The organism is Hamadaea sp. NPDC051192 (assembly GCF_040682475.1).
In the GTDB taxonomy this organism is placed as follows: Bacteria; Actinomycetota; Actinomycetes; order Mycobacteriales; family Micromonosporaceae; genus Hamadaea; species Hamadaea flava.
On sequence record NZ_JBFBAZ010000132.1, the window covers coordinates 1 to 21,984 of the forward strand.

The following is a 21,984-nucleotide window of genomic DNA, read 5'->3' on the forward strand; positions in this document are numbered from 1 at the left end:
CCCCTAACCCACCCCCCACCCCCCACCCCCCACCCACCCACCCACCCCGATCCGTTGATCATGGAGTTAACTGTGGTCTCGGCGGTGTGTCGTGACCGGAAACCCCATGATCAACGGTCCCGGAGCGGGGTCGGCGGGGGGTCGAGGGTCAGCGGGTGCGCGTACGGGATCGGGCGAGAACCGCGCCGAGCGTCATCACCGCGGCGGCGACCGCCACCCGGCGACGTGACCTTTCGCGTTGCTGTTCGTGGGACTCTGCGTTCGCCACGATCGGACTTATTCGCTGCGGCGGGGTGGGCAGGAGTGCCGGCGGCACCACCACTCGCGGGAGAACCGGTGACTGTGGCGGAACCGGTCGGGGGATCAATGGCGGCGGCACGACTCGCGGCACGACTCGGGCGGGCTTCGGCGGCACCACGACCGCCGGAGGCTTGAGCGGACTCGGCGGACTCGGCGGACTGGGCAGGCTCGATGGGCTGGGCGGCCTTGATGGGCTGGGCGGAGCCGTCGGGCTGGGCGGGACTGCGATCGCCGTCGGCGAGATCAGGGATGCCGACGGCGAAGGGGACGGGGACGGACTGACCGGACTCGGGCTCGGCGTTGGGCGTACCACTGGAGAAGGCGAGACCGGCGACGGCGAGGGACTCGCGGGCGGAGTCGGAACAACCGCGCAGCTCGCGGCGTCGGCGGCCGTGACCGGTACGCCCATCGCTACCCGCGTGGCCGCCTGCCCGCCGAGCGGTACGCGATAGGTCGTGCCGGTTTCGTTCTGGAGGGCGAACAGCGCGTCGTGACCGAGCCAGATCGCGCCGTAGCTGTCGCGAGGCAAGCCGGCCGGGTAACCGAGCGTCGTGACTGTGCCGATCGTCGGGTCGACCGAGATCAACGCCGGCCGGCCGGACGCGGTCGAAATCGAGAGCAGTGCTCGGCGTGTGGGATCGAAGGCCCAGTCGCCGATCTCCACCGGCGCGCTCAGCGGCACCACGGTCCGGGCCAGCCCGGCGATTCGCACCGTGACCAGGTCTCTTCCGCTCAGCAGGAGCAGTCTTCCGGCGTGCGCGGTGCCGACGAAGACGTCGCCGAGGCCGCGCGCGGCACCGAGCATGCTGATCTGCCCAAGCGCGGAGATGCGCACGAACTGTGCCCGCGCGCCCACGGGCTGTGCGATGCCATAGAGCGAGTTGTCGTCGTCGCGGCCGATCGCGTTGATCCGCTGGGGGAGGACTCGGATCGACACCGGTACGCCGTCCGCCCCGACGGTGACTAATGTGGACGGCCCGGTGGCGGCGGTACGCACCTGAACCGCGCCGCACGACCTCACCGCTTCGGGTCCGGCAGCGCTCATGGCGGCCAGCCCGACCAGCGGAATCGCCCCGGCCACGGCGTACGCGATCATCCGCATAACGAGCACAACGCCGCCCGTTACGAGGCGTGACGGACGCCGTTCTGGTCTACGTGGGACTGATCTTCGCCGGCATCCTGGTCGCCGTCGTCACGGCACTCGTCGCGGCCGGCATCGTCATCGTCGTCCAGCGGTTCACCGACGCCGCCCGGGAACGGCACGACGGTTACGTCGACGCCATCGGCATGGTGTTCGCCGTCGTCGGCGTCCTGTACGCCATCGTGCTGGCCTTCGTCGTCATCACCGTCTGGGACCAGATGGGCTCCGCCCGCCAGGACTCCTTCACCGAAGCCACCGCGCTCGTCGACGTCTACGCGTACGCCGAGAACGTCCAGGACCCGGCCCGCTCCGAGATCCACCTGCTCGCCCGCTCGTACGCCGAACAGGTCATCCGGGACGAATGGCCGGCGATGCAACACCACGAGTCAGTCCCGCTCAACGGCTGGAACACGCTCGACCGGCTTCGCGAGGCGGTCCGCGGCACCGCCCCGGACGCTGACGCGTCCGACGCCACAGTCGACTCCTACGAAGCCGCGATGAACGCCCTCACGACCGCCTCCGAAGCCCGCACCGCCCGCGCAACCGCCTCCACGCGCGGACTCCCGCTGGTGATGTGGTTCCTGCTCGTCGGCGGCGGGCTGCTGACCATCGCCTTCGCGTACCTGTTCGACATCGCCGGGCTCGTGCCCCAACTCATCTTCACCGTCGGGCTCACGGTCATGGTCGTCCTGCTGTTGTACGCCGTCTACCAGCTCGAATACCCGTTCGCGCGGGGGGAGCGGATCGAACCTGACGCGTTCCGGTTCGCCCTCGCGCGGTTCGCCCAACTCTCCAGCTAGCCGCCCCCGCCCGCCCCCTCCGCCTGCGCCCCGTCCCGCCGCCGCCCGCTCGCCTCGCCGCCCTGCTCGCGCCGCCGCCCTGTCCCCGCCCTGTCCCCGTTGATCATGGAGTTAACTGTGGTGTCGACGGTGTGGCGAAGCCGGAAAACCCATGATCAACGAAGGGAAACGGGTCAGCGGACCCGATCGGGATCGGGCGTCTCCGCCAGGGACTCGGCCGTGACGGGATGCCGAATGCCGGGATGGGCCTCCGGAAGCGCCTTCCGCAGCACCACCCAGCTCAACGCCAGGCAGGCGGCGACCAGCGGCCAGGTCAGCGCGGCCTGCGTCAAGCCGAGAGCGGTGGTCGCGTCGGCGAGCCAGAGCGGGGTGAAGACCGCGATGCGGACGGCGTACTGGCCGACCCAGATCCAGCTCGCGCGCTGATAGCCGCGCCGCAGCCACGGATCCTTCCGCCAGCGCGTCTTCTGCCCGAGGACAGTGCCCACGACGACACCCAGCAACGGCCACCGGGCGACGATGCTCACCGACCAGGCGAGCGCGCTGACCACATTGCTGGCCAGCCGAGCCAGGAAGAAGTCCGAGCCGCGTCCGGTGTAGAGCGCGATCGTGGCGGCCACCCCGACGCCGAGCGCGCCGAGCAGGACAGCCGTGAGCTTCCCGCCGCGCCGCCAGCGCCACAGCCCCACACCGACGGTGGCGACGCCGGCAGCGATCGCCCCCCACGCTATGGACTTGCCGCCGGCGAGATACCCGGCCACGTACGCCAGCGGCCCGACGGTCGCGTCCACCGCACCGCGATAGCCGCCGAGCACGTCGTGCAGCGATTCCTGCCGTGCCTCGCTGTCGCTCATACGTCATCCTCGGTAGCCGGCCAGTTCCGCAGCGTCTTGACGATAACTGCACCGGCTGTCGACAGCCCATGCGAGCGTGCTCGATGTCGCAGCCGCCACGTCATGAACTTAGGGTAGGCTAACGTTTCCGCCGTCCAACAGGCCGTGGGTCGATCCGCGACCTGACTCGGACGCCCATCGGGGGCCGACCACTAATGGCGTTCGTCGCCGCTGCGCCAGCGGACGCCGGCTGCGGCCGCCGCGATGGCCCAGGTCACGAGACTCGCCGACAGCATGTGAATCCCGACGAGCACCAGAACGTTGATCTCGGTCAAGTCGACCTTGCAGACATCTCCGTTCGGGCCCGCATAGCACCGATTGTCCAGCCCGAGAGTGAAGGCCGTCAGGCCGATGAGGAACATCCCGGCACCGAACCAGGTCAAGCCGACAAGCCAGGGGTTCGCCTTGGGCCGGGTCGGCTCCTTGATCCGCGGAGCGCTGGCTTTCGTCGTCCCTCACATGGCCGCACGGTAGCAACCCATGCGGTCAGGGCGCAGTCCCGTCGAGCGCTCACTGGTCGAGCGCTGACCGAGGATGACGAAGGCGGAGGTAAACGACTCAGGGCCGCTCTTGCGAGCGGCCCTGACATGGTCGGGGTAACCGGATTTGAACCGATGGCCTCTTCGTCCCGAACGAAGCGCGCTACCAAGCTGCGCCATACCCCGATGGCAACTCGGAAATAGTAGCGGACGCCCCCGCCCCCGCCAAACTGGGTATCCCCCAGAACTCCCCGAGCCGCCGCGAGCGGATCAAGAACGGATCAGCGGGGGATCAGGGTCAGGATCGAGGCTTCGGGCCGGCAGGCGAACCGGATCGGCGCGGTCGGGTGCGTACCGAGGCCCGCGCTCACGTGCAGCCACGCGTCGGTGCCGAGCCAGCGGTGCAGGCCCCGGGCCATGCTCCGGTCCAGTCCGCAGTTGGTCACCAGGGCGCCTACGCCGGGTACGCGTACCTGGCCGCCGTGGGTGTGCCCGGCGAGGAGGAGATCGCAGCCGTCGGCTGCCATCTCGTCGAGTACGCGGGGCTCCGGCGTGTGGCTGACTCCGATGGCGAGCGCTGCCTCGGGCGTACGCCGGAAGCCGGTGTAGTCGTCGCGGTCGATGTGCGGGTCGTCCACTCCGACCAGGTCGACGACGCGGCCGCCGGCCTTGATCGAGTCGCGGGCGTTGTTCAGGTCACTCCAGCCCGCCGCGGTGAACAGCGCTCGCAGTTCCTCGTGGGGGAGTTCGACGCCGTGCCGGTAGGTGTCCGCGCCATCGATCTCCGGGTCGTGGCCGAAGTAGCTGAACGGGCTCTTCCATACCGGGCCGGAGTAGTCGTTGGAGCCGAAGACGAACGCGCCCGGGTACGCCAGCAGCGGCGTCAGCGCCTCGCTGAGCGCCGGCAGCACGCCCGGATGGCCCATATTGTCCCCGGTGACGATCACCAGGTCGGGGTCGAGCCCGGCCAGCTGAGCCACCCAGCGCTGCTTGCGTGTCTGACCCGGCGTCATGTGCAGGTCGGACAGGTGCAGGATGCGGAGCGGCTCCGATTCCGGAGCGAGGACCGGCACGTCGAACCGGCGCAACGTGAACATGTTGCGCTCGACCAGCGACGCGTACGCGAAGGTGGCCGCGCCCGCCACGACGGCGCCGGCGGCGATTTTCCCGAGCGAACCCATGCCCACTAGCGTAGTTTCTTCGATCGTGAGCACGCTGAAGGACCGCCTGACGGCGGACATGCGGAACGCGATGAAGGCCCGGGACGAGACCGTCACCCGGACGCTGCGGATGGCGCTGGCTGCTATCGGCAACGCCGAGGTCGCCGGGAAGGTCAAGAAGGAGCTGACCGACAGCGAAGTGCTGACGGTGCTGACCAAGGAGGCGAAGAAGCGCGCCGAGGCGTCGGAGGCGTTCGCCGGTGCTGGTCGCGCCGAGTCGGCCGCCGCGGAGAAGGCCGAGGAGGCTGTGCTTCTGGCGTACCTGCCGCAGCAGCTCACGGACGACGAGTTGACCGCGGCCGTGACCGCCGCGCTCGCCGGTGGCGACTATTCCGGACCGGGCTCGATAGGCCCGGCGATGAAGGCCGCACGGGCCGCGGTCGGCGACAAGGCCGACGGTGGCCGGGTGAGCGCCGAGGTGAAGCGCCAGCTCGGCCTCTAAGCCCCCACCCTCCACCCCACCCCCACCCCACTTGGCCACCCCGCGTCGGCCCTCAAGCGCGTTGATCATGGACTTTCCGGTGCCGACACGCCGTCGACACAACAGTTAACTCCATGATCAACGGGGCGATGGGCGGGCGGCGCGGGCGCGGCGGCGGAGCGCGGCGCGGTGAGCGCGGCGGAGCGGTGAGTGCGGTGAGTGCGGTGAGTGCGGTGAGTGTGGGTAGCAAAAACCGGCGGTGGGGGTTTGCCAGATCGCCCCCGCCGCCGGTTTTCTCACGCTGTGACCAGTTGCCTGGTTGTCTGCTCCTTGAGCGCGGTTTCGAACGTGCGGCGCCAGCTGATCACCTGTGGGTGGCGGCGGAGCAGCGCGCGCCGCTCACGCTCGGTCATGCCGCCCCACACGCCGAACTCGATGCGGTTGTCGAGTGCGTCTGCCAGGCACTCGTACCGCACCGGGCAGCCCCGGCAGATGCGCTTCGCTACGTTCTGTTCCGCACCCTGGACGAACAGTGCGTCCGGGTCTCCGTTCCGGCATGCAGCCATGCTGGGCCAGTCGGAATTCATGCTTCACGTCCCCCCTTGCGTTCCCCCTCGCCGCCCCTGGGGTCTTCTGACGCTCTCCCGCCCCGCGCAGGGCAGGCGAACGCAGACCTCCTCCCCGTCTTTACCCCTCGACGGGCGGCATTGCTCGCCGGACCATCATGCTCCGTAGTCAGGCGATTACGCAATGTTGTCGGCAAAATCGCCTCAAACGGATTTTTCTGCGCGCTTCGCTCCGGCGTGCCATATGTGGATCTTCTTCGGCTGGGACGGGGCCCGATCCCCCCGAAGGGGTACCGGGCGGACGTTGCCTGGGGTAGGGCAACCGCACACCGGGGGTCGTGCGTCTTGACCAACGAAGCTGCGGGCGATCGGTGTCGCATTTCGGCCGCGCCAAGGTGAGCAGCGGCCTATCGCCGCTCCTCGTACACTGAGCCGACCGGTGGGATACCCCGTTCCCCCGTCAATAGACCCCCAGGCGGTGAAGCCGGATGCGTAAGAGCGATCACAACGTGTTCGCGAATGTGTTGTCGCTGCTGATCTGCGGTGTGCTCGCGGGTGTCGTGGTGGCGGCGGCGGCGTTCCCGGCGATCGCGATGTCCGGTTTGGCGGCCAAGTCGGGCGCGCAGGCGTTCGCGGATCTGCCGACCGAGCTGACGGTGAAGCGGTCGCCCCAGATGAGCAAGATCTACGCGAACGACGGCAGAACCCTGCTGGCCTCGATCTATGACGAGAACCGACAGGACATCGCCTTGGACGAGATTCCCAAGGTGATGCAGCAGGCGATGATCGCCGCCGAGGACCACAAGTTCTACGAGCACAACGGCGTAGACGTCAAGGGCATCGCGCGGGCCTTCGTGGCCAACAAGAACTCCGGCGAGACCCAGCAGGGCGCCTCGACCCTGACGATGCAGTACGTCCGGCTGTCGATCACGTACGCCGCGAACAACCCGAACGACGTGCTCGACGCGGCCGTCGACACGAACGCCCGCAAGCTCCGCGAGGTGAAGTACTCGCTGGCGATCGAGAAGAAGCTCACGAAGGACCAGATCCTGGAGGGCTACCTCAACATCGCGTACTTCGGCAACCACGCGTACGGGATCTACGCGGCGTCGCAGGTCTACTTCGGCAAGGAGCCGAAGGACCTGACCGTCGAGGAGGCGGCGTTCCTGGCCGGCCTGGTCAAGTCGCCGAGCGCGTACAACCCGGTGATGGACGACGGCTCGACCGACGAGGACGCGTTCAAGGAGGGCAAGAACCGGCGCGACTGGGTCATCGACCAGATGCTGGAGATCGGGGCGATCTCGGCCGAGCAGGCCGCCAAGGCCAAGGCGACCGAGCTGAAGATCACCGGCAAGCCGGCGCCGAACGGCTGCACGGCCACGCTGGTCGCCAGCGCCGGGTTCTTCTGCGACTTCCTTCAGCGCTGGTGGATGAACGAGCCCGCGTTCGGCGCGAACTCCTACGAGCGTGAGCGGGCGCTGAAGACCGGCGGTTACAAGATCGTCTCCTCGCTGGACGTCCCGACCCAGAACGCGTCGAAGAAGAACGTCGAGAAGTACCTGGCCACGGGCAAGAAGCACGCGCTGATGGTGGTCTCGGTCGAGCCCGGCACCGGCAAGGTCCGGTCGATGGCGGTCAACCGCAACTTCAAGATCGACGACGCGGCGAGCCCGAAGAACGGCCTGTCGACCGACCCGGCGAAGTCGAAGAAGGGCATCCGGGGCACCTATCCGAACACGGTGAACCCGCTGATGAGCGGCGACCAGTACGGCTACCAGTTCGGCTCGACCTTCAAGTTCTTCACGATGGTCGCGGCGCTGGAGAACGGCTTCCCGCTCGACTACACGATCAACGCGGTCAGCCCGTTCGTCTCCCGGTACCCGGTCGCGTCCGGCCCCGCCAGCTGCGGCGGCTACTGGTGCCCGGTCAACGCCAACCCGAGCTGGATGAACGGCGTACGCAACATGTGGTCGGGCTTCGGCCGCTCGGTGAACACCTACTTCGCGGCACTGATTCAGCGGGTCGGGCCGGAGAAGGCAGTCGCGGCGGCCAAGGAACTCGGCCTGACCTTCCGGGGCAACGCCACGAAGTGCTGCGACGACGCGTACTACGCGGCACACCCGGACGCCTGGGGCGCGTTCACCCTCGGCGTCACGGAGAACACCCCGATGGAGATGGCCAACGCACTCGCGACGCTGGCCGCGGACGGCAAGTACTGCCAGCCGATCCCGGTCGAGGCGATCATCGACCACAACGGAGCCAGCCTCGACGTCGCCAACCCGCGCTGTGAGCAGCGGGTGAAGGTGGACGTCGCGCGCGCCGCGATCGACGCGGCCCGCTGCCCCGTGGGCGACAAGTCGCTCTGGGGCAAGTGCGAGGACGGCACCGCCCGGACAACCAAGGGCATCGTCGGCAAGCCGATCGCGGGCAAGACCGGCACCACCGACGACGAGCGCACCGCGTCCTTCATGATCACGACCAAGCAGCTCGCGGTCGCCGGCATCGTCGCCGACCCGGACTACATCCACAACAACGTCAGCCGGAGGAATCTCGGCGGCAAGGATCCGCACAGCGGGGTGGTGAACCCGGCGGTGGCGTACACGCTCAAGGACGCCATGAAGAACAAGCCCTCGGTGCAGTTCGAGAAGCCCAGCTCCAAGATCGCTTTCGGCACCAAGGTCAGCATCCCCAACGTGACCTGCAAGTCGGTGGCCGACGCGACCTCGATCCTGAAGAACAAGGGCTTCACCGTCGACGTCGACAAGAAGCCGGTGGCCTCGTCCTGCCCGGCCGGGACCGTCGCGGGCACCAGCCCGAGCGGCTCGACCAGCAAGGGCAGCAACGTCACGATCCAGATCAGCGCCGGTGGCGGCGGCCCGGGTGGTCCCGGTGGGCCCGGCGGGCCGACCACGCCGCCCGGTCGCAACGACGGCGTCCAGACCTGGCTCTGCCCGCCGTTCTGCCTGCCGGCGGAGCCGCTCCAGACGCTGCCGTAGACCGCCCTCGACGGGCTGCCGCTAGAAGATGGCGCGCAGCCCGTCGAGGTCATGCACGTCAGTCGCCTGCGCCTCGATCTCCAGCACCGGCACGTGCCCGAACTCGCCCGTGAATCGCGAGATCACCGCTCGCTCGCGCGCCGCCTGCGCCGCCAGCGCCGCGTGCACCCGCAAGGCGTCCGCGGTCAGGTCCGAGACGCCGGTCAGCTCGTCCGCCGCCGCCAGCGCGGTGTCCGCGTCCAGATCGACCAGACAATGGTGTACGCGATTGAGCAGCAGACCGGCCAGCGGCATCCGTTCGACGCCCAGCCGGGAGGCGAAGAAGGCAGCCTCCCGTACGGCGTCGGGTTCGGGCGCGGCCACGACGAGGAAGGCCGTCTGCGGATCCTGCAGGACGCGGTAGGTCTGCTCGGCCCGTTCCCGGAAGCCGCCGAACATCGAGTCCAGCGCCGAGACGAAACCCGACAGGTCGGAGAGCAGCTGGGCGCCGAGGATCTTCTGCACGGTCTTCGAGACCACCCCGAATCCGGCGGTGACCAGGGAGAACATGCTCCGGCCGCCAGCCTTGGCCGGGGCCAGCAGCAGCCGCAGCATCCGGCCGTCCAGGAATCGGCCCAGCCGGGCGGGCGCGTCCAGGAAGTCCAGCGCGGACCGCGACGGCGGGGTGTCGACGACGATCAGGTCCCACTCGTCGGTCGACCGGAGCTGGCTGAGCTTCTCCATCGCCATGTACTCCTGCGTACCGGAGAAGGTGGAGCTCATCGCCTGGTAGAAGGGGTTGGCGAAGATCTCGGCGGCTCGCTTGGGCTCGGTGTGCGCCGCGACGATCTCGTCGAACGTGCGCTTCATGTCGAGCATCATGGCGTTCAGCTCGCCGCCGCTATCGCCGCCGTTCTCGTGGCCGCCGTCGAGGCCGGGGACCGCCCGGGGCGTGTTGTCCAGCTCGGTCAGGCCGAGCGACTGGGCCAACCGGCGCGCCGGGTCGATCGTGAGCACGACCGTACGCCGTCCGTGCTTCTCCGCGGCTCGCAGCGCGAGCGCGGCCGCCGTGGTCGTCTTGCCCACCCCGCCCGAACCGCAGCAGACCACGATCCGGATCTCCGGATCGCCGATCACCGCGTCGACGTCGAGCACAGGCTGCTCACCAGTCATGCTGCCGCCCCCAGGAGGCGGCCGATCTCCCGCAAGGCGGCGAAGTCGATGCCACCCGGGATCAGCGGCAGTTCCACGACCGGGCGGCCGACCTCGTCCAGCTCACCTCGCAGTTCGGTCTCGACCGTGCGCCGGGCGAGATAGGCCTGCGCCTGCTCCTGGAGCCCCACGACGGTCGGCCGGTCCGTCGCCAGGCCGGCTGCGGCCAGACCTCGGCGGAGCTCCGCCTGCGTCACTTTGCGTACCCCTTCGAGCAACGGCGGATGCGCGGCGTTGACGATCACCTTGCCCACCGGGATGCCGAGGCCGCGGAGCTCGCGCGCGGCGTCGATGGTCTCCTGCACGGGCATCTCCTCCAGCAGGGTGACCAGGTGGACCGCGGTCATGGGGGAGCGCAGGAGGGCGGCGACGCCCTCGCTCTGGGTCTTGATCGGCCCCATCTTGGCCAGTTTGGCCGCCTCGGCGGTGACGTTGAGGAAGCGCCCGATCCGGCCCGTGGGCGGCGCGTCGAGGACGACCGCGTGGTAGACCCGCTTGCCCTGGTTGTCGGTGCGGGTGGTCGCCTCCTTGACCTTGCCGGTCAGCAGCACGTCCCGCAGGCCGGGGGCGATGGTAGTGGCGAAGTCGATGGCGCCCACCTTGCGCAGCGCCCGACCGGCCGCGCCCAGGTGGTAGAAGAGCGTGAGGTACTCCAGCAGCGCCTCTTCCGGGTCGACGGCCAGCGCGCGGACCTCGCCGCCGCCGGGCGTCGTCGCGATCGTCCGCTCCTCGTAGGGGAGCGGGTCACGGTCGAAGAGCTGAGCGATGCCCTGCCGGTCCTCCACCTCGACCAGGAGGGTGCGCCGTCCGCCGGCGGCCAGCCCGAGGGCCAGCGCCGCCGCGACGGTGGTCTTGCCGACCCCGCCCTTCCCGGTGACCACATGGAGGCGGGCCGGCCACTGGTTGGCGGCCGGCCCGTCGCTCGAAGCCGAGGTAGTCACACTGCTGAGGCTACCTGCTATGCAGGCACTTACTTCGACTGCACGTCGCAGACCCACCAGCCCTGGTCGTTGATGGTGGTCAGCACAAGCTCCTGCTTGCTGACCTTCTCATCGGCCGTGGTCATGGTGAGCTTGACGGTGACCTTCGCGTCCTTCTCGGTCGTGTCGCTGACCGCGGGCGTGTCCCAGGCGAACGTCGGCCGGGAGTAGGTGTCGGCCAGCTTCTTGATCGCGTCGACCTGCTGGGTGATCGTCTTGGAGTCGCGCGCCTGGGCGCAGATCGTCTTCTCCGCGTCGGTGGCGCTCTGGTCCTTGTAGAAGGCCTCCAGGAAGGCGGTCGCCGCGGCCTTGGGGTCGGCCGCGCCCTGCCCGCCCTGGTCGGTGTTCTTCAGCAGGAAGTACGCGCCCACGCCGCCGCCGAGGCAGAGGACGAGCACGACGGCGAGCGTGATGCCGATGATCATCGGCGCCTTGCTCTTCTTCTTCGGCTGCTCCGGCTGGCCGGGGAAGCCGGTCGTCGGGTAGCCGGCGCCGGGGAAGGTCTGCCCGGTCGTGGGGTACGCCTGACCCGAGGTCGGGTACGCCCCGGCCGGGTAGCCGCCGCCCGAGGTCGGCCCGCCCGACGTGGGCGGCGTTCCGTACGGCGGCACCTGGGCGGCGCCCGGGTTGTACTGCGGCTGGGCCGGCTGCGCGGGCTGCCCGTACGCCGGGGGCTGCGCGGGCTGGCCGTACTGCGGCAGCTGGGTCGTGGGCGGAGTGGTCGGCGGGTACGCCGGCTGCGCGGGCTGCCCGTACTGCGGCTGCTGCCCGTATTGGGGCTGCTGCCCGTATTGGGGCTGCTGCCCGTACTGCGGCGCGGGCGGGTATGCGGGTGGCTGCTCCGGAGTCGCCGGGTACGCCGGCGGCTGGGCCGGGCTCGACGGAGTCGCCGGACTGCCCGGGTAGGCAGGCTGACCGGAGGACGCAGTGTGCTCCGGGTACCCGCCTGTGGCGAACGGATCGGCGGGCGGCGGGTAGCTGCCCGGCGCCGGATGCTCCTCCGACGGTCGGTTCGGGTCGGTCATTGCTCTGCTCCCCAGTGTCGTAAGGCGGCCCAGCATATCGGCCCCGGACAACCCGCCGCAGCCCGCGTCCCGCTGTCTCACACCCCGGTCGTCATGGATACCTTGTCTTCATGACGGTCTCCTTGACGAAGTGGGAATATGCCACCGTGCCCCTGCTGGTGCACGCCACGAAGCAGATCCTGGACAACTGGGGCGCCGACGGCTGGGAGCTCGTCGCCGTCGTGCCCGGCCCGAACCCCGAGCAGCTGGTCGCGTACATGAAGCGGCCGAAGGAGGCGTGATGTCCGAGGTTCCCGTGTCCGACGTTCCCGCGTCCGGGGTGAACCCGTTCGACCGGCTGGCCGAGCTGGGCCTCACGCTGCCGGACGTCGTGCCGCCGGTGGCGGCGTACGTGCCGGCCGTCCAGTCCGGCGCCCACGTCTACGTCTCCGGCCAGTTGCCGATGGCCGACGGCAAGCTGCTCGCGACCGGCAAGGTGGGCGCGGAGGTCGCGCCCGAGCTGGCCAAGGAGCTGGCCGCGCGGTGTGCGCTGAACGCCCTGGCCGCCATCGACGCGCTCGTCGGCCTGGAGAAGGTCGTCAAGATCGTTAAGATCGCCGGGTTCGTGGCGAGCGCCGAGGGCTTCACCGGCCAGCCGGGCGTCGTCAACGGCGCTTCCGAGCTGTTCGGGGCGGTCTTCGGGGAGGCCGGCCGGCATGCCCGCAGCGCCGTCGGCGTCAGCGAGCTGCCGCTCGGTTCGCCGGTCGAGGTCGAGGTCATCGCCGAAGTCAGCGAATAGTCCCACCGTGCGGAAAAGCAGGTAAGGAGCGTCGCTGAGAGCGACGTAACATCGTGACGTGACTAATGGGGTTGGGGCGCGAGCGGGGTGGGGTCCGGAGTCCGGTCTGCCCGGGTTCATCCGGCATTTGCTCGCGCCCAACCCTTCTCCGATGACCCTGGACGGCACCAACACCTGGGTTGTGGACGGCGTACTGGCGATCGATCCGGGTCCGGCGGACGACGAGCATCTCCGGGCGATCGGCGCAATCAGGTATACGACGATCACGCACGGTCACGTTGATCACGTGGAAGGCGTACCGCGGTTGATCGAGGTGGCCGGGGCGGAGCGGATCGCCCCGGAGCGCGTCGCCGAGGTGATCGAGGGCGCGTCCGTCGTGCCCAGCCCCGGGCATACGAGCGACTCGGTCTCCTTCCTCGTCGACCGGGGCGGTGATCGGGTGATCTTCACCGGCGACGCGATCCTCGGCCGGGGCAGCAGCGTCGTGATGTGGCCGGACGGCGACGTCGGGGCGTACCTGGAGACCTTGAAGACCCTCAGCGAGCTGGAGGGCGTCACCGTCCTGCCAGGACACGGGCCGATCCTGCCCGACTGCGCCGCCGCGGCGAACTGGCTGCTCCAGCACCGCCTGGAGCGCCTGGAGCAGGTACGCGACGCGCTGCGTCAGGGCGCGGAGACGCCGGAGGACGTCGTCCGGATCGTGTACGCCGACGTCGACCCCGGCGTGCGGATGGCTGCCGAGTGGACCGTCCGGTCGCAACTGGCCTACCTCCGGGGCAACCCGTGACCTGCCCGATCTGCGGCACGGTGGCGGTGCCCGGGGCCAACTTCTGCCACAACTGCGGTGCGGCGCTGCCCGGCGCGGCGGACCTGCCGCAGGCCGAGCGGCGGAACGTGACCGTCCTCTTCGGCGACCTCTCCGACTTCACCTCCTGGTCGGAGGAACTGGACCCGGAGCGGGTCGGCGCGGTGACCGACCGGGTCATGTCGGCGCTCGCCGGTGCGGTGAAGACCTTCGGCGGGCACGTCGACAAGCTGACCGGCGACGGGATCATGGCCGTCTTCGGCGCCCCGGTCGCGCACGAGGACGACGTCGAGCGGGCCGTCCGCGCGGCGCTGTCGATGCAGCGGGCGGTCCGCCGGGTGCTCGACGACGAGCGGGGCGGCGGTGCTCCGCTGGGGCTGCGCGTCGGGCTCAACACCGGCGAGGTCATCGCCGGAGTCCAGGCGGGGCTGGAGTACACCGTCATCGGCGACACCGTGAACACCGCTGCCCGGCTGGCCGACGCCGCCGCGATCGGCGCGGTGTACGCCGGTGCGCGTACCGCCTCGGCGACCCGGCATCTGGCCGGCTGGCGGGAGCTGCGGCCACTGCGGCTGAAGGGCAAACGCGATCCGGTCGAGACGTTCGAGCTGCTCGGCCTGCATGACGCGCCCGGCACCCGGAGCGGCATCGGCGACGAGGCCTCCTATGTCGGGCGCGAAGCCGAGCTGGGCCGGGTGATCGGCCGGCTCGCCGAGGTCATCGACCGGGCACAGCCGCGTGTCCTGGTCATGACGGCCGAGGCGGGCATCGGCAAGACCCGGTTCGCGGCCGAGGTCGAGCGGTACGCGGCCGGCTACGACATCGGGCCGGGCCGGTTCGCCACCCGCCGGATCGACACCGGGACCCGGGTGCTGTCGGTCCACTGTGCCGCCTTCGGCGAGCGCCGCCGGCTGGCGCCGCTGGCCGACCTGGTCCGCACCGCGATCGGGCTGCCCGTCGACGCCTCGTCGACCGCGTTGACGCGACCCGCCGTGGAGGAACGGCTGCGGCGACTGTCCAGCCGCCTCGCCACCCGGGTGGGCCCGGAGCAGCCCGTACCGGAGATCCCGACCGAGTATCTGCTGACCCTGCTCGGGGTGGCCGCCGACCCGGCGTCGGGTGCGCCCGCGATCGGCGACGGGCTGCCGGACGGCGTGGAGCGTACGGGGGTCGACATCAAGGTCCTCGCGACCGCCGTCGCCCAGCTGCTCTCGGCGCTGACGCTGGAGTCGCCGCTGGTCGTGATCGTGGACGACCTGCACGACGCCACTCCGGAGACAGTGGACGCCCTCGGCGTCACGCTGGAGGAACTCGACGGTCCGGTGCTGGTCGTCCTGCTGGGCCGCCCGGAGTTGGTGCGTACCGCCGGTCTGCTGACCCGGCTCGCCGACGCCGAGGTGCAGGCGCTGCCGCCGCTGCGGGGCGCCGACGCCGCCCGGTTGCTGTCGAGCTACCTCCGGGGCGGCCGGCTGCCGCAGGCGGACGAGGACCGACTGCTCGCGACCGCGCAGGGTAATCCGTTCTACCTGGCCGAACTGGTCACGCTGCTCATGGAGCGCGGTGCGCTCACCCGTGGGCCGAGCCCGCGCTCGGCGACCCGTCCGGTCGAGACCGACGGCGACACGAAGTGGCGGCTCACGCCGGGGTCGCTGGACGCCCGGCTGCTCTCCCGGGATCTGGCCGCGGTGCTCGCCGCGCGTATCGACGCGCTGCCGCCCGATGCTCGTTCGGTGCTGCGGGACGCGGCGGTCGTCGGCGACAGCACGCCGGCCGGAGCCCTGGAGGCGTTGCGGGAACGCCGTTCGTCCCGGGACGGCCGCCCGGCCGCGGTCGTCGCGGTGGAACTCGACCGGGCGGTGGACGAACTGCTCGCCCGGCGCATGCTGCGACGCCAGCGCGGTGGGTACGCCTTCGCCACCCCACTGCTGCGCGAGGCGGCGTACGCCGGAATCTCGAAGGCGGATCTGGCCGAGCGGCACGCGTTCCTCACCGAGTGGGCCGCTCGGGGGCTGCTCACCGACCAGGTCGGCCAGCGCTCCGACGCCGAGCTGGACCGCACTTCCGGCGGCTCGCGCCAGCACTCCCCGGCCTGGATCGCACCCAGCGGCCGGGCGTTGCCCCCGTCGCTGGCCGGCTTCTCCGACGACGCCCGCGACGAGTTCATCGCCGAGCACGCCGAACGGGCGGCCTTCCTCGCCGACGCGATCCGGCTGCGCCCGGATTCGTCCGCGCGGTCGGTCGCGACGCTCGGCGTCGCCGCGCTCGGCCGGTCGGCGACCCGGGCCACGCACGCCGGTGAGCCGGTCACCGCGCTCGACCTGACCGCCCGGGCCCGCAAGCTCGCCACCACCGGATCGGTGCCGCTGCCGGTGCAGATCTGGCTGGTCCACACCCGGGCGTTGCTCCAATCGGGCCGCCCGGCCGAGGCCCTGGTCGAGGCGGAGAAGATCGCCGCGAACGCGGGCGACGACGGCCGCGCCCGCGCTGCCGCCCTGCTGCTGGCCGGGCGCGCCCATCGGGAGCTGGGCGACCCCGCCCGGGGCTCCGAATGCTGGCACGAGGCGCTGACCGTGGCGACCGCGGTGGACGCTCCGGCCGAACGCGCCGAAGCGATGCGCCGCCTGGGCATGGCGGACTTCCTCAACGGGCGGCTGGCCGACGCGGGCAGTCGCTTCACGGCGGCGTACCAGGTCGCCGTGGGCGCCGGGGATCGCCGGTCGCAGGCTTGGTCGTTGCAGAACCTCGCGTGGGTCACCACGACCCGGGGCGACTTCGCCGGGGCGGACGCGGCGCTGGCCCGAGCGGCCCGGCTGTTCGCCGAACTGCACGACCCGGTCGGGCGGGCCTGGCTGCGGGGTGCGCTCGCGTTCAACCGGCTGCTCTCCGGACGGCTCCAGGACGCCCAGCGGCTCGCCCGGGTGTTCCTGCCGTTCGGAGAACGCGTCGGCGAGGTGTGGGCGGTCGGCACTCTCCGGGCCGTCGACGCGTACGCCGCCGCCGAGCTGGGCGAACTCGACTCCGCCGACCGTGACGCCCGGCGGGCGTACCGGGACTTCGCCGCCGCCAACGATCTCTGGGGACGCGGGTTCGCCCTGGTCGTCCGGGGCGTCATCGCGCGGGAGCTGAACGAACTCGGGCACGCCGCCGACCTGCTCAGCGATGCCCTGGAGTACGGCGAGCGGGTCAACCACCCCCTCCTGCTCGGCATGGCCGGGAGCATCCGCGGCTTCATCAGCCTGGAGCAGGGCGACCCGGAAGGCGCCGAGCGCGACGCCCGGCGGGTGCTGACGCTGACCCGGGCGCACGGCGTACTGGAGTCGGCGCAGGTCGGGCCCAAGGCGCTGCTCGGCGCGGCGCACCTGGCCAGTGGCCGCGTACGCGAGGCGCTCGACGTGCTGCGCCCGTTGGCCGAAGCGCCGTACGCCCCGTCGATGTTGTTCGCCCGTCGGCAGGCGGTCGCCCTGTACGCCCGGGCCCTGCTCGCGGACGGCCGACCGGCGGAGGCGCTGGAGCAGGCTCGGCTCGCCGTCGGACTCCGAGCCGACGATGTGCGTAGTCGCGTCTCGGCCGAACGGGTCCTTGCGGCCTGCGAGTCGGCGATGGGATATCCGGCCGCATCTACGAGCCGCTAAGTTCTCCCCTGTGAGCACACCCGTCATCCCCGGCCTCGGCGAGCTTCAGCTGCTCGCCCGGGGCGGCTACGCGACGATCTATCGTGCCGCCCAGGGTTCGGTCGGCCGGGAGGTCGCCGTCAAGGTCGAGAATCGCACCCTCGACGACGAGCACGATCGTCGCCGGTTCCTCCGTGAGGCGCACGCCGCCGGGCGGATGTCGTCGCACCCGTTCGTCGTCGACCTCTTCGACGCCGGTGTCCTCGACGACGGCCGGCCCTTCCTGGTGATGGAGCTGTGCGCCGAGTCGTACGCCGACCGCATGAAGCGCGGTGTGCTCATCGCCAGCGAGGTCCGCGAGCTGGGCGTCAAGCTGGCCGGGGTGCTCGCCGACGCGCATGACCTCGGGGTCCTGCACCGAGACGTGAAACCGGCGAACATCCTGGTCAGCTCGTTCGGTGAGCCGGCGCTGGCCGACTTCGGCCTGGCCATCCTGGTCGAGCTGCGGGATCCGACGGTGAACTTGGAGATCCTCACTCCGGCGTACGCCCCGCCGGAGATGTTCGACCGCGCCCGCCCGGCGCCCTCGGCCGACGTCTACGCGCTCTGCGCGACCCTCTACGCCCTGCTGACCGGGGCTCCGCCCCGCTGGCGGGACGAGGCGATGGGCGGCATCGCGGCCCTGCTCGAGCTGTTCGGCGAACCCATCCCGGACGTCCCCGGCGCGCCGAACGAGCTGGTCGAGGTGCTGCGGACGGGGATGGCGAACGATCCCGAGCATCGGCCGACCGCCCGCGAGCTGATCGCCCGGCTCAAGGAACTTGATCACACCGAGGGCGTGGTGCCCAAGCCGCGCCGGTCGCCGGGGGACGAGCCGACCGAGGCCACGCCCCGTCGCTGGTCGCTCGCCCGGCTGTTCGGGCTGGATACCGCTTAACGCGCCAGTCGGGCACAACACGCCAATCGTGCGTACCGGTCTTCAAGAACCACTCGTTGTCGTGTTGTCGACTGCGGTGGAGAAGATGGACTTAGGGCGGACATGGCGATTCTCGAGACCAGCCTGGATCCCCGGACACCGTCTTATCTGGACAACCGCGGTCTCATGACGGCTGCCCTCGGCGAGGTCGAGACGGCCTTCGCGCGGGCCGTCGAGGGCGGCGGCGAGAAGCACGTCACCCGGCACCACGCCCGCGGCAAACTGCTTCCCCGGGAACGCATCGAACTGCTGGTCGACCGGGACAGCGCCTTCCTCGAACTGTCCACCCTGGCGGGCTACGGCACCGGCCGGCCGGTGGGCGCTGGCGTGGTCACCGGGCTCGCGGTGGTCGCCGGGCGGCCGTGCGTACTGACGGCCAGCGATCCCACCGTTCACGGGGGCTCGCTCAACGCGTACACATTGCGGAAGCTTGCGCGGGCCTCGGAGATCGCCCTGGCCAACCGCCTGCCGCTGGTGAGTCTCGTGGAGAGCGACGGTCCGGACCCGGCGGGTGGCGGCGAGCTGCTGCTCGCCGGCGGTGCGTCACTGCGCGACCAGGCCTTGCTCCGCGCGGCCGGCGTGCCCGCGATCTGCGCGGTGTTCGGCGTGGTCAGCGGCGTCACGCTGCCCGCGATCGCCGATCAGACCATTTTGGTACGCGGACAGGCGCGCGTGCATCTAGCCGGTCCTCACCTGGTACGCGCGGCGACGGGGGAGTCCGTCGACGACGAGGCGCTCGGCGGTTCGACGCTGCACGCGACCCGGACGGGGATGGCGCACCAGGTGGCCGAGGACGAACGGGACGCGTTGCGCCTGGTACGCCTAGCCGTCGACCGGCTGTGCCCGGAGGTGACCGAGTCGCCGCGACGGGTGGTCGCACCCCGGCACGAGCCCGAGGATCTGCTGGCCGTGGCCCGGGGCGACGACGCGTTCGACCCTCGGGAGATCCTGGCCCGGGTGCTCGACGCGAGCCAGTTCGACGAGGTCGCCCCGCTGTTCGGGGAACGACTGCGAACCGGCTTCGGCTCGGTGCACGGCCACCGGATCGGCGTCATCGCCAGTGCGGGCCCGCTGCTGGGCGTGGACGAGGTCACCAAGGCGGCCCGGTTCGTGCAGCTTGCCGCGGCGGCCCGGGTGCCGCTGGTGTTCCTGCCCAACACCAGCGGGTTCGGGCTGGGCGTGGCGCAGGAGGGCGGCGGCATCTCGATGCACGCCGCCGCGCTCGTGCAGACCATCGCGACCTGCCCCGTCCCGATGATCACGATCGCCGTCGGCGGCGCGCACGGTTCGGCCGGCCAGGTGCTCGGCGGACGCTCGATGCGGCCACGCTTCTTGTTCAGCTGGCCGAATGCGCGCGCCGCGGTATTGCCGCCGGACCAGTTGGAGGCGGTCGCCGCGCACCGGACGGCGGTCGACGAGACCGGCGCCGGCACCCCCGACATCCCGCCGGCCAGCGCGCTGCACGAGTCCGGCCTGCTGCACGACGACGGCGTCATCGACCCCCGCGACACCCGTACGGTGCTCGGCATCTGCCTGTCGGTCCTGCCCCCGATCGGGGCGACGTCCACTTTGGGGGGAGCATGATCAGGCGGTTGCTCGTCGCCAACCGCGGCGAGGTCGCGCGGCGCATCTTCGCCACCTGCCGGACCATCGGGATCGAGACGGTCGCCGTCTACTCCGATCCGGACGCGAACGCACCGTATGTCGCCGAGGCCGACTACGCCGTCCACCTGCCGGGGGCCGCGCCCAGCGCGACTTATCTGCGCGGTGACCTGATCATCGCGGCCGCCCGCAAGACGCTGGCCGACGCGATCCACCCCGGATACGGCTTCCTCGCCGAGAACCCGGACTTCGCCGAGGCGGTCGCCGAGGCCGGCCTGCTCTGGATCGGCCCGCCCGCCAAAGTCATCGAGGTGATGGGGGACAAGGTCGACGCCAAGGCGCTGCTCGCCGAGGCCGACGTGCCGACCCTGCCCAGCTGGACCGATCCCGACCAGGTCGACGAGTTTCCGGTGCTGGTGAAGGCGTCCACCGGCGGCGGTGGCCGGGGGATGCGGATCGTCCGCGAGCGCGCCGTCCTCGCCGAGGCCGTCTCGTCGGCCCGCCGGGAGGCGTTCGGCGCGTTCGGCGACGGGGACGTGTTCTGCGAGAAGTACATCGAGGGCGCGCGCCACATCGAGGTCCAGGTCCTGGCCGACCAGCAGGGCGGGATCGTCACCCTCGGCGAACGGGAGTGCTCGATCCAGCGCCGGCACCAGAAGGTCATCGAGGAGACGCCGTCGCCGGTGGTGACGCCGGAACTGCGTGAGCATCTGTGCCGGGCGGCGATCGCGGCCGCGCAGGCGGTCGGCTATATCGGCGTCGGCACGGTGGAGTTCCTACTGACCCCGAACGGCGACTTCTACTTCCTAGAGATGAGCACGCGGCTCCAGGTCGAGCACGCCGTCACCGAATGCGTGACCGGCGTCGACCTGGTCCGGATGCAGATCGTCGTGGCCGAAGGCGGGCCGCTGCCGGTGCTCACCCCGCCGCCGCTGCGCGGGCACGCGATCGAGGCCCGGCTGTGCGCCGAGGACCCGGCCGCCAACCACCTCCCGGCCACCGGCGAGATCCACCGGCTGGAGATCCCCGGCGTCGCCGGCCGGTTCGGCATCCTGACCGCGCCCGGCATCCGCCTGGACAGCGGCGTCGAACCGGGTTCCGTGATCGGCGTCCACTACGACTCGCTGCTCGCCAAGATCGTGGCGTGGGCGCCGACCCGGCCCGAGGCCGCCCGGCTGCTCGCCGCCACCCTGGCCCGAGCGCGGATCCACGGCGTCGTCACCAACCGGGACCTGCTGGTGCGTACGCTGCGCCATCCGACCTTCCTGGCCGGGCAGACCGACACCTCGATGCTCGACCGGCATCCCGAGGTGCTCGCCCCGCTTCTGTCCAGCGTGGACGCCGTACGCCTGTCGTGTCTCGCTGCTGCGTTGGGGGCGGCCGCCGCACGGCGAAACGGCGCGACCTGGCAGGCCAGCATCCCGTCGGGCTGGCGAAACGTCCCCACCGCCGCCCAGACCGCCGTCTACGAGGGCCCGGCGGGGCCGGTCGAGGTCGGGTACCGCTTCTCGCGTACCGGAGCGCTGGCCCAATGGTGGGTACGCGCCGTCGACCCGGAAGACCTCGAACTGGCCCCGCTGGGCCAACCCGGGCTCTCCGAAGACCATCCGCCGGTGGCGGTGGTGTCGGCGACCCCGACGCTGGTCGTCCTCGACGTGATCGGCATCCTGCTCGCCGTCCACCTGCATCGGGTGGGCGCGGTGACCTACGTCGACAGCGTCGAAGGCTCGCTCGCGCTGACCGAACTGCCCCGCTTCCCGCTACCGGGATCGGAACTCGCCGAAGGGGCGTTGACCGCTCCACTGCCCGGCGCGGTCGGCCGCGTGCTGGTCGTGCCCGGCCAGCGGGTGGACATCGGCGAACTGCTGATGACCGTCGAGGCGATGAAGCTGGAGCACCCGGTGCACGCGCCCGCCGCCGGCATCGTCACCGCCCTGCCGGTGAGCGCGGGGTCGCAGGTAGACACCGGCACCGTCCTCGCCGTCCTCACCCCCTAGCTGCCCCCTCCCACCCCACCCCTCCCTCCCCCACCCCCTCCCGCCCCGCCCCACCGGTCTCTCCCCGTTGATCATGGAGTTAACCGTGGTCTCGTCGGTGTGTCATGACTGGAAACACCATGATCAACGGGTCGAAGTGGGGGTGGGGCGGGGGCGGGGAGGGGTGGGGAGGGGGTGGGGGGAACGGGTCGAGGGGGCGCCGC

The 21,984-nt window shown here is 71.0% G+C and carries 16 protein-coding genes, 1 tRNA gene and 2 pseudogenes; 10 read left to right on the plus strand and 9 right to left on the minus strand.

Going from position 1 to position 21,984, the window contains the following annotated elements:
• Positions 1 to 148: 148 nt before the first annotated feature.
• On the minus strand, positions 149 to 1,402 hold the full coding sequence (locus tag AB0M47_RS34545) for a hypothetical protein (protein WP_363421630.1): 1,254 nt from the start codon (positions 1,400 to 1,402) through the stop codon (positions 149 to 151).
• A 29-nt stretch (positions 1,403 to 1,431) separates the two neighbouring features.
• Between AB0M47_RS34545 and AB0M47_RS34550 the strand changes: the two genes are divergently transcribed.
• A complete protein-coding gene (locus AB0M47_RS34550) occupies positions 1,432 to 2,241 on the plus strand; it encodes a DUF4239 domain-containing protein (protein ID WP_363421632.1) in 810 nt (269 codons plus the stop codon).
• A gap of 173 nt (positions 2,242 to 2,414) precedes the next feature.
• Here AB0M47_RS34550 and AB0M47_RS34555 read toward each other — a convergent pair whose 3' ends face one another.
• From AB0M47_RS34555 to AB0M47_RS34570, 4 genes are all read right to left on the minus strand, one after another.
• Entirely contained in the window at positions 2,415 to 3,095 is a 681-nt protein-coding gene (locus AB0M47_RS34555; RefSeq protein ID WP_363421634.1) for a DUF3159 domain-containing protein, read from the minus strand.
• A 191-nt stretch (positions 3,096 to 3,286) separates the two neighbouring features.
• Complete coding sequence (locus AB0M47_RS34560) at positions 3,287 to 3,517, minus strand: hypothetical protein (RefSeq protein ID WP_363421636.1); 231 nt, start codon at positions 3,515 to 3,517, stop codon at positions 3,287 to 3,289.
• Positions 3,518 to 3,722: 205 nt separating this feature from the next.
• A tRNA-Pro gene (locus AB0M47_RS34565) sits at positions 3,723 to 3,799 on the minus strand.
• A gap of 95 nt (positions 3,800 to 3,894) precedes the next feature.
• Positions 3,895 to 4,800 carry a metallophosphoesterase gene (locus AB0M47_RS34570; RefSeq protein ID WP_363421638.1) on the minus strand — a complete coding sequence of 302 codons (906 nt, stop codon included), beginning with the start codon at positions 4,798 to 4,800 and terminating at the stop codon, positions 3,895 to 3,897.
• A gap of 19 nt (positions 4,801 to 4,819) precedes the next feature.
• Between AB0M47_RS34570 and AB0M47_RS34575 the strand changes: the two genes are divergently transcribed.
• Positions 4,820 to 5,275, plus strand: a complete 456-nt coding sequence (locus tag AB0M47_RS34575; protein ID WP_363421640.1) for a GatB/YqeY domain-containing protein — start codon at positions 4,820 to 4,822, stop codon at positions 5,273 to 5,275.
• Positions 5,276 to 5,550: 275 nt separating this feature from the next.
• Here the strand turns inward: AB0M47_RS34575 and AB0M47_RS34580 are convergent, their stop codons facing one another.
• Positions 5,551 to 5,841 (minus strand): WhiB family transcriptional regulator, encoded by a 291-nt coding sequence (locus AB0M47_RS34580; protein ID WP_253759488.1) that lies wholly within the window; start codon positions 5,839 to 5,841, stop codon positions 5,551 to 5,553.
• Between the two features lie 467 nt (positions 5,842 to 6,308).
• On the opposite strand from AB0M47_RS34580, the gene AB0M47_RS34585 reads away from it, so the two are divergent.
• Positions 6,309 to 8,816, plus strand: a complete 2,508-nt coding sequence (locus tag AB0M47_RS34585; protein WP_363421642.1) for a transglycosylase domain-containing protein — start codon at positions 6,309 to 6,311, stop codon at positions 8,814 to 8,816.
• 21 nt (positions 8,817 to 8,837) lie between these two features.
• On the opposite strand, the gene AB0M47_RS34590 is transcribed toward AB0M47_RS34585, so the two are convergent.
• Genes AB0M47_RS34590 through AB0M47_RS34600 form a run of 3 tightly spaced genes read right to left on the minus strand, consistent with a single transcriptional unit; the run spans position 8,838 to position 12,012 of the window.
• A complete protein-coding gene (locus AB0M47_RS34590; protein WP_363421644.1) occupies positions 8,838 to 9,968 on the minus strand; it encodes an ArsA-related P-loop ATPase in 1,131 nt (376 codons plus the stop codon).
• On the minus strand, positions 9,965 to 10,948 hold the full coding sequence (locus AB0M47_RS34595) for an ArsA-related P-loop ATPase (protein WP_253759495.1): 984 nt from the start codon (positions 10,946 to 10,948) through the stop codon (positions 9,965 to 9,967). Before AB0M47_RS34595 ends, AB0M47_RS34590 begins: the two co-directional genes overlap by 4 nt.
• Positions 10,949 to 10,977: 29 nt before the next feature.
• Positions 10,978 to 12,012: a hypothetical protein gene (locus AB0M47_RS34600; protein ID WP_363421647.1), complete on the minus strand. Its 1,035-nt coding sequence runs from the start codon at positions 12,010 to 12,012 to the stop codon at positions 10,978 to 10,980.
• A 122-nt stretch (positions 12,013 to 12,134) separates the two neighbouring features.
• On the opposite strand from AB0M47_RS34600, the gene AB0M47_RS34605 reads away from it, so the two are divergent.
• The 7 genes and pseudogenes from AB0M47_RS34605 (at position 12,135) to AB0M47_RS34635 (ending at position 21,781) form a co-directional block, all read left to right on the plus strand.
• Positions 12,135 to 12,293 (plus strand): DUF4177 domain-containing protein, encoded by a 159-nt coding sequence (locus AB0M47_RS34605; protein WP_253763759.1) that lies wholly within the window; start codon positions 12,135 to 12,137, stop codon positions 12,291 to 12,293.
• On the plus strand, positions 12,293 to 12,790 hold the full coding sequence (locus AB0M47_RS34610; RefSeq protein WP_363421649.1) for a RidA family protein: 498 nt from the start codon (positions 12,293 to 12,295) through the stop codon (positions 12,788 to 12,790). The genes AB0M47_RS34605 and AB0M47_RS34610 overlap by 1 nt, the downstream gene beginning before the upstream one ends.
• Positions 12,791 to 12,848: 58 nt before the next feature.
• Positions 12,849 to 13,577 (plus strand): MBL fold metallo-hydrolase, encoded by a 729-nt coding sequence (locus tag AB0M47_RS34615; protein ID WP_363421651.1) that lies wholly within the window; start codon positions 12,849 to 12,851, stop codon positions 13,575 to 13,577.
• Positions 13,574 to 17,179 (plus strand): annotated as a pseudogene (locus AB0M47_RS34620) (adenylate/guanylate cyclase domain-containing protein); the annotation flags it as partial. The gene AB0M47_RS34615 and the pseudogene AB0M47_RS34620, both read left to right, overlap by 4 nt.
• A 73-nt stretch (positions 17,180 to 17,252) precedes the next feature.
• A pseudogene (locus AB0M47_RS34625) lies at positions 17,253 to 18,008 on the plus strand (serine/threonine-protein kinase); the annotation flags it as partial.
• A 237-nt stretch (positions 18,009 to 18,245) separates the two neighbouring features.
• Positions 18,246 to 19,766 (plus strand): carboxyl transferase domain-containing protein, encoded by a 1,521-nt coding sequence (locus AB0M47_RS34630; RefSeq protein ID WP_363421653.1) that lies wholly within the window; start codon positions 18,246 to 18,248, stop codon positions 19,764 to 19,766.
• Complete coding sequence (locus tag AB0M47_RS34635) at positions 19,763 to 21,781, plus strand: biotin carboxylase N-terminal domain-containing protein (protein ID WP_363421655.1); 2,019 nt, start codon at positions 19,763 to 19,765, stop codon at positions 21,779 to 21,781. The genes AB0M47_RS34630 and AB0M47_RS34635 overlap by 4 nt, the downstream gene beginning before the upstream one ends.
• Positions 21,782 to 21,984 lie beyond the last annotated feature (203 nt).

Bases quoted from the DNA above. Each gene is read 5' to 3' on its own strand.
- AB0M47_RS34545 (WP_363421630.1), bottom strand. From the start codon at position 1,402: ATGCGGATGATCGCGTACGCCGTGGCCGGGGCGATTCCGCTGGTCGGG.
- AB0M47_RS34555 (WP_363421634.1), bottom strand. From the start codon at position 3,095: ATGAGCGACAGCGAGGCACGGCAGGAATCGCTGCACGACGTGCTCGGC.
- AB0M47_RS34580 (WP_253759488.1), bottom strand. From the start codon at position 5,841: ATGAATTCCGACTGGCCCAGCATGGCTGCATGCCGGAACGGAGACCCG.
- AB0M47_RS34585 (WP_363421642.1), top strand. From the start codon at position 6,309: ATGCGTAAGAGCGATCACAACGTGTTCGCGAATGTGTTGTCGCTGCTG.
- AB0M47_RS34590 (WP_363421644.1), bottom strand. From the start codon at position 9,968: ATGACTGGTGAGCAGCCTGTGCTCGACGTCGACGCGGTGATCGGCGAT.
- AB0M47_RS34600 (WP_363421647.1), bottom strand. From the start codon at position 12,012: ATGACCGACCCGAACCGACCGTCGGAGGAGCATCCGGCGCCGGGCAGC.
- AB0M47_RS34610 (WP_363421649.1), top strand. From the start codon at position 12,293: ATGTCCGAGGTTCCCGTGTCCGACGTTCCCGCGTCCGGGGTGAACCCG.
- AB0M47_RS34630 (WP_363421653.1), top strand. From the start codon at position 18,246: ATGGCGATTCTCGAGACCAGCCTGGATCCCCGGACACCGTCTTATCTG.
- AB0M47_RS34635 (WP_363421655.1), top strand. From the start codon at position 19,763: ATGATCAGGCGGTTGCTCGTCGCCAACCGCGGCGAGGTCGCGCGGCGC.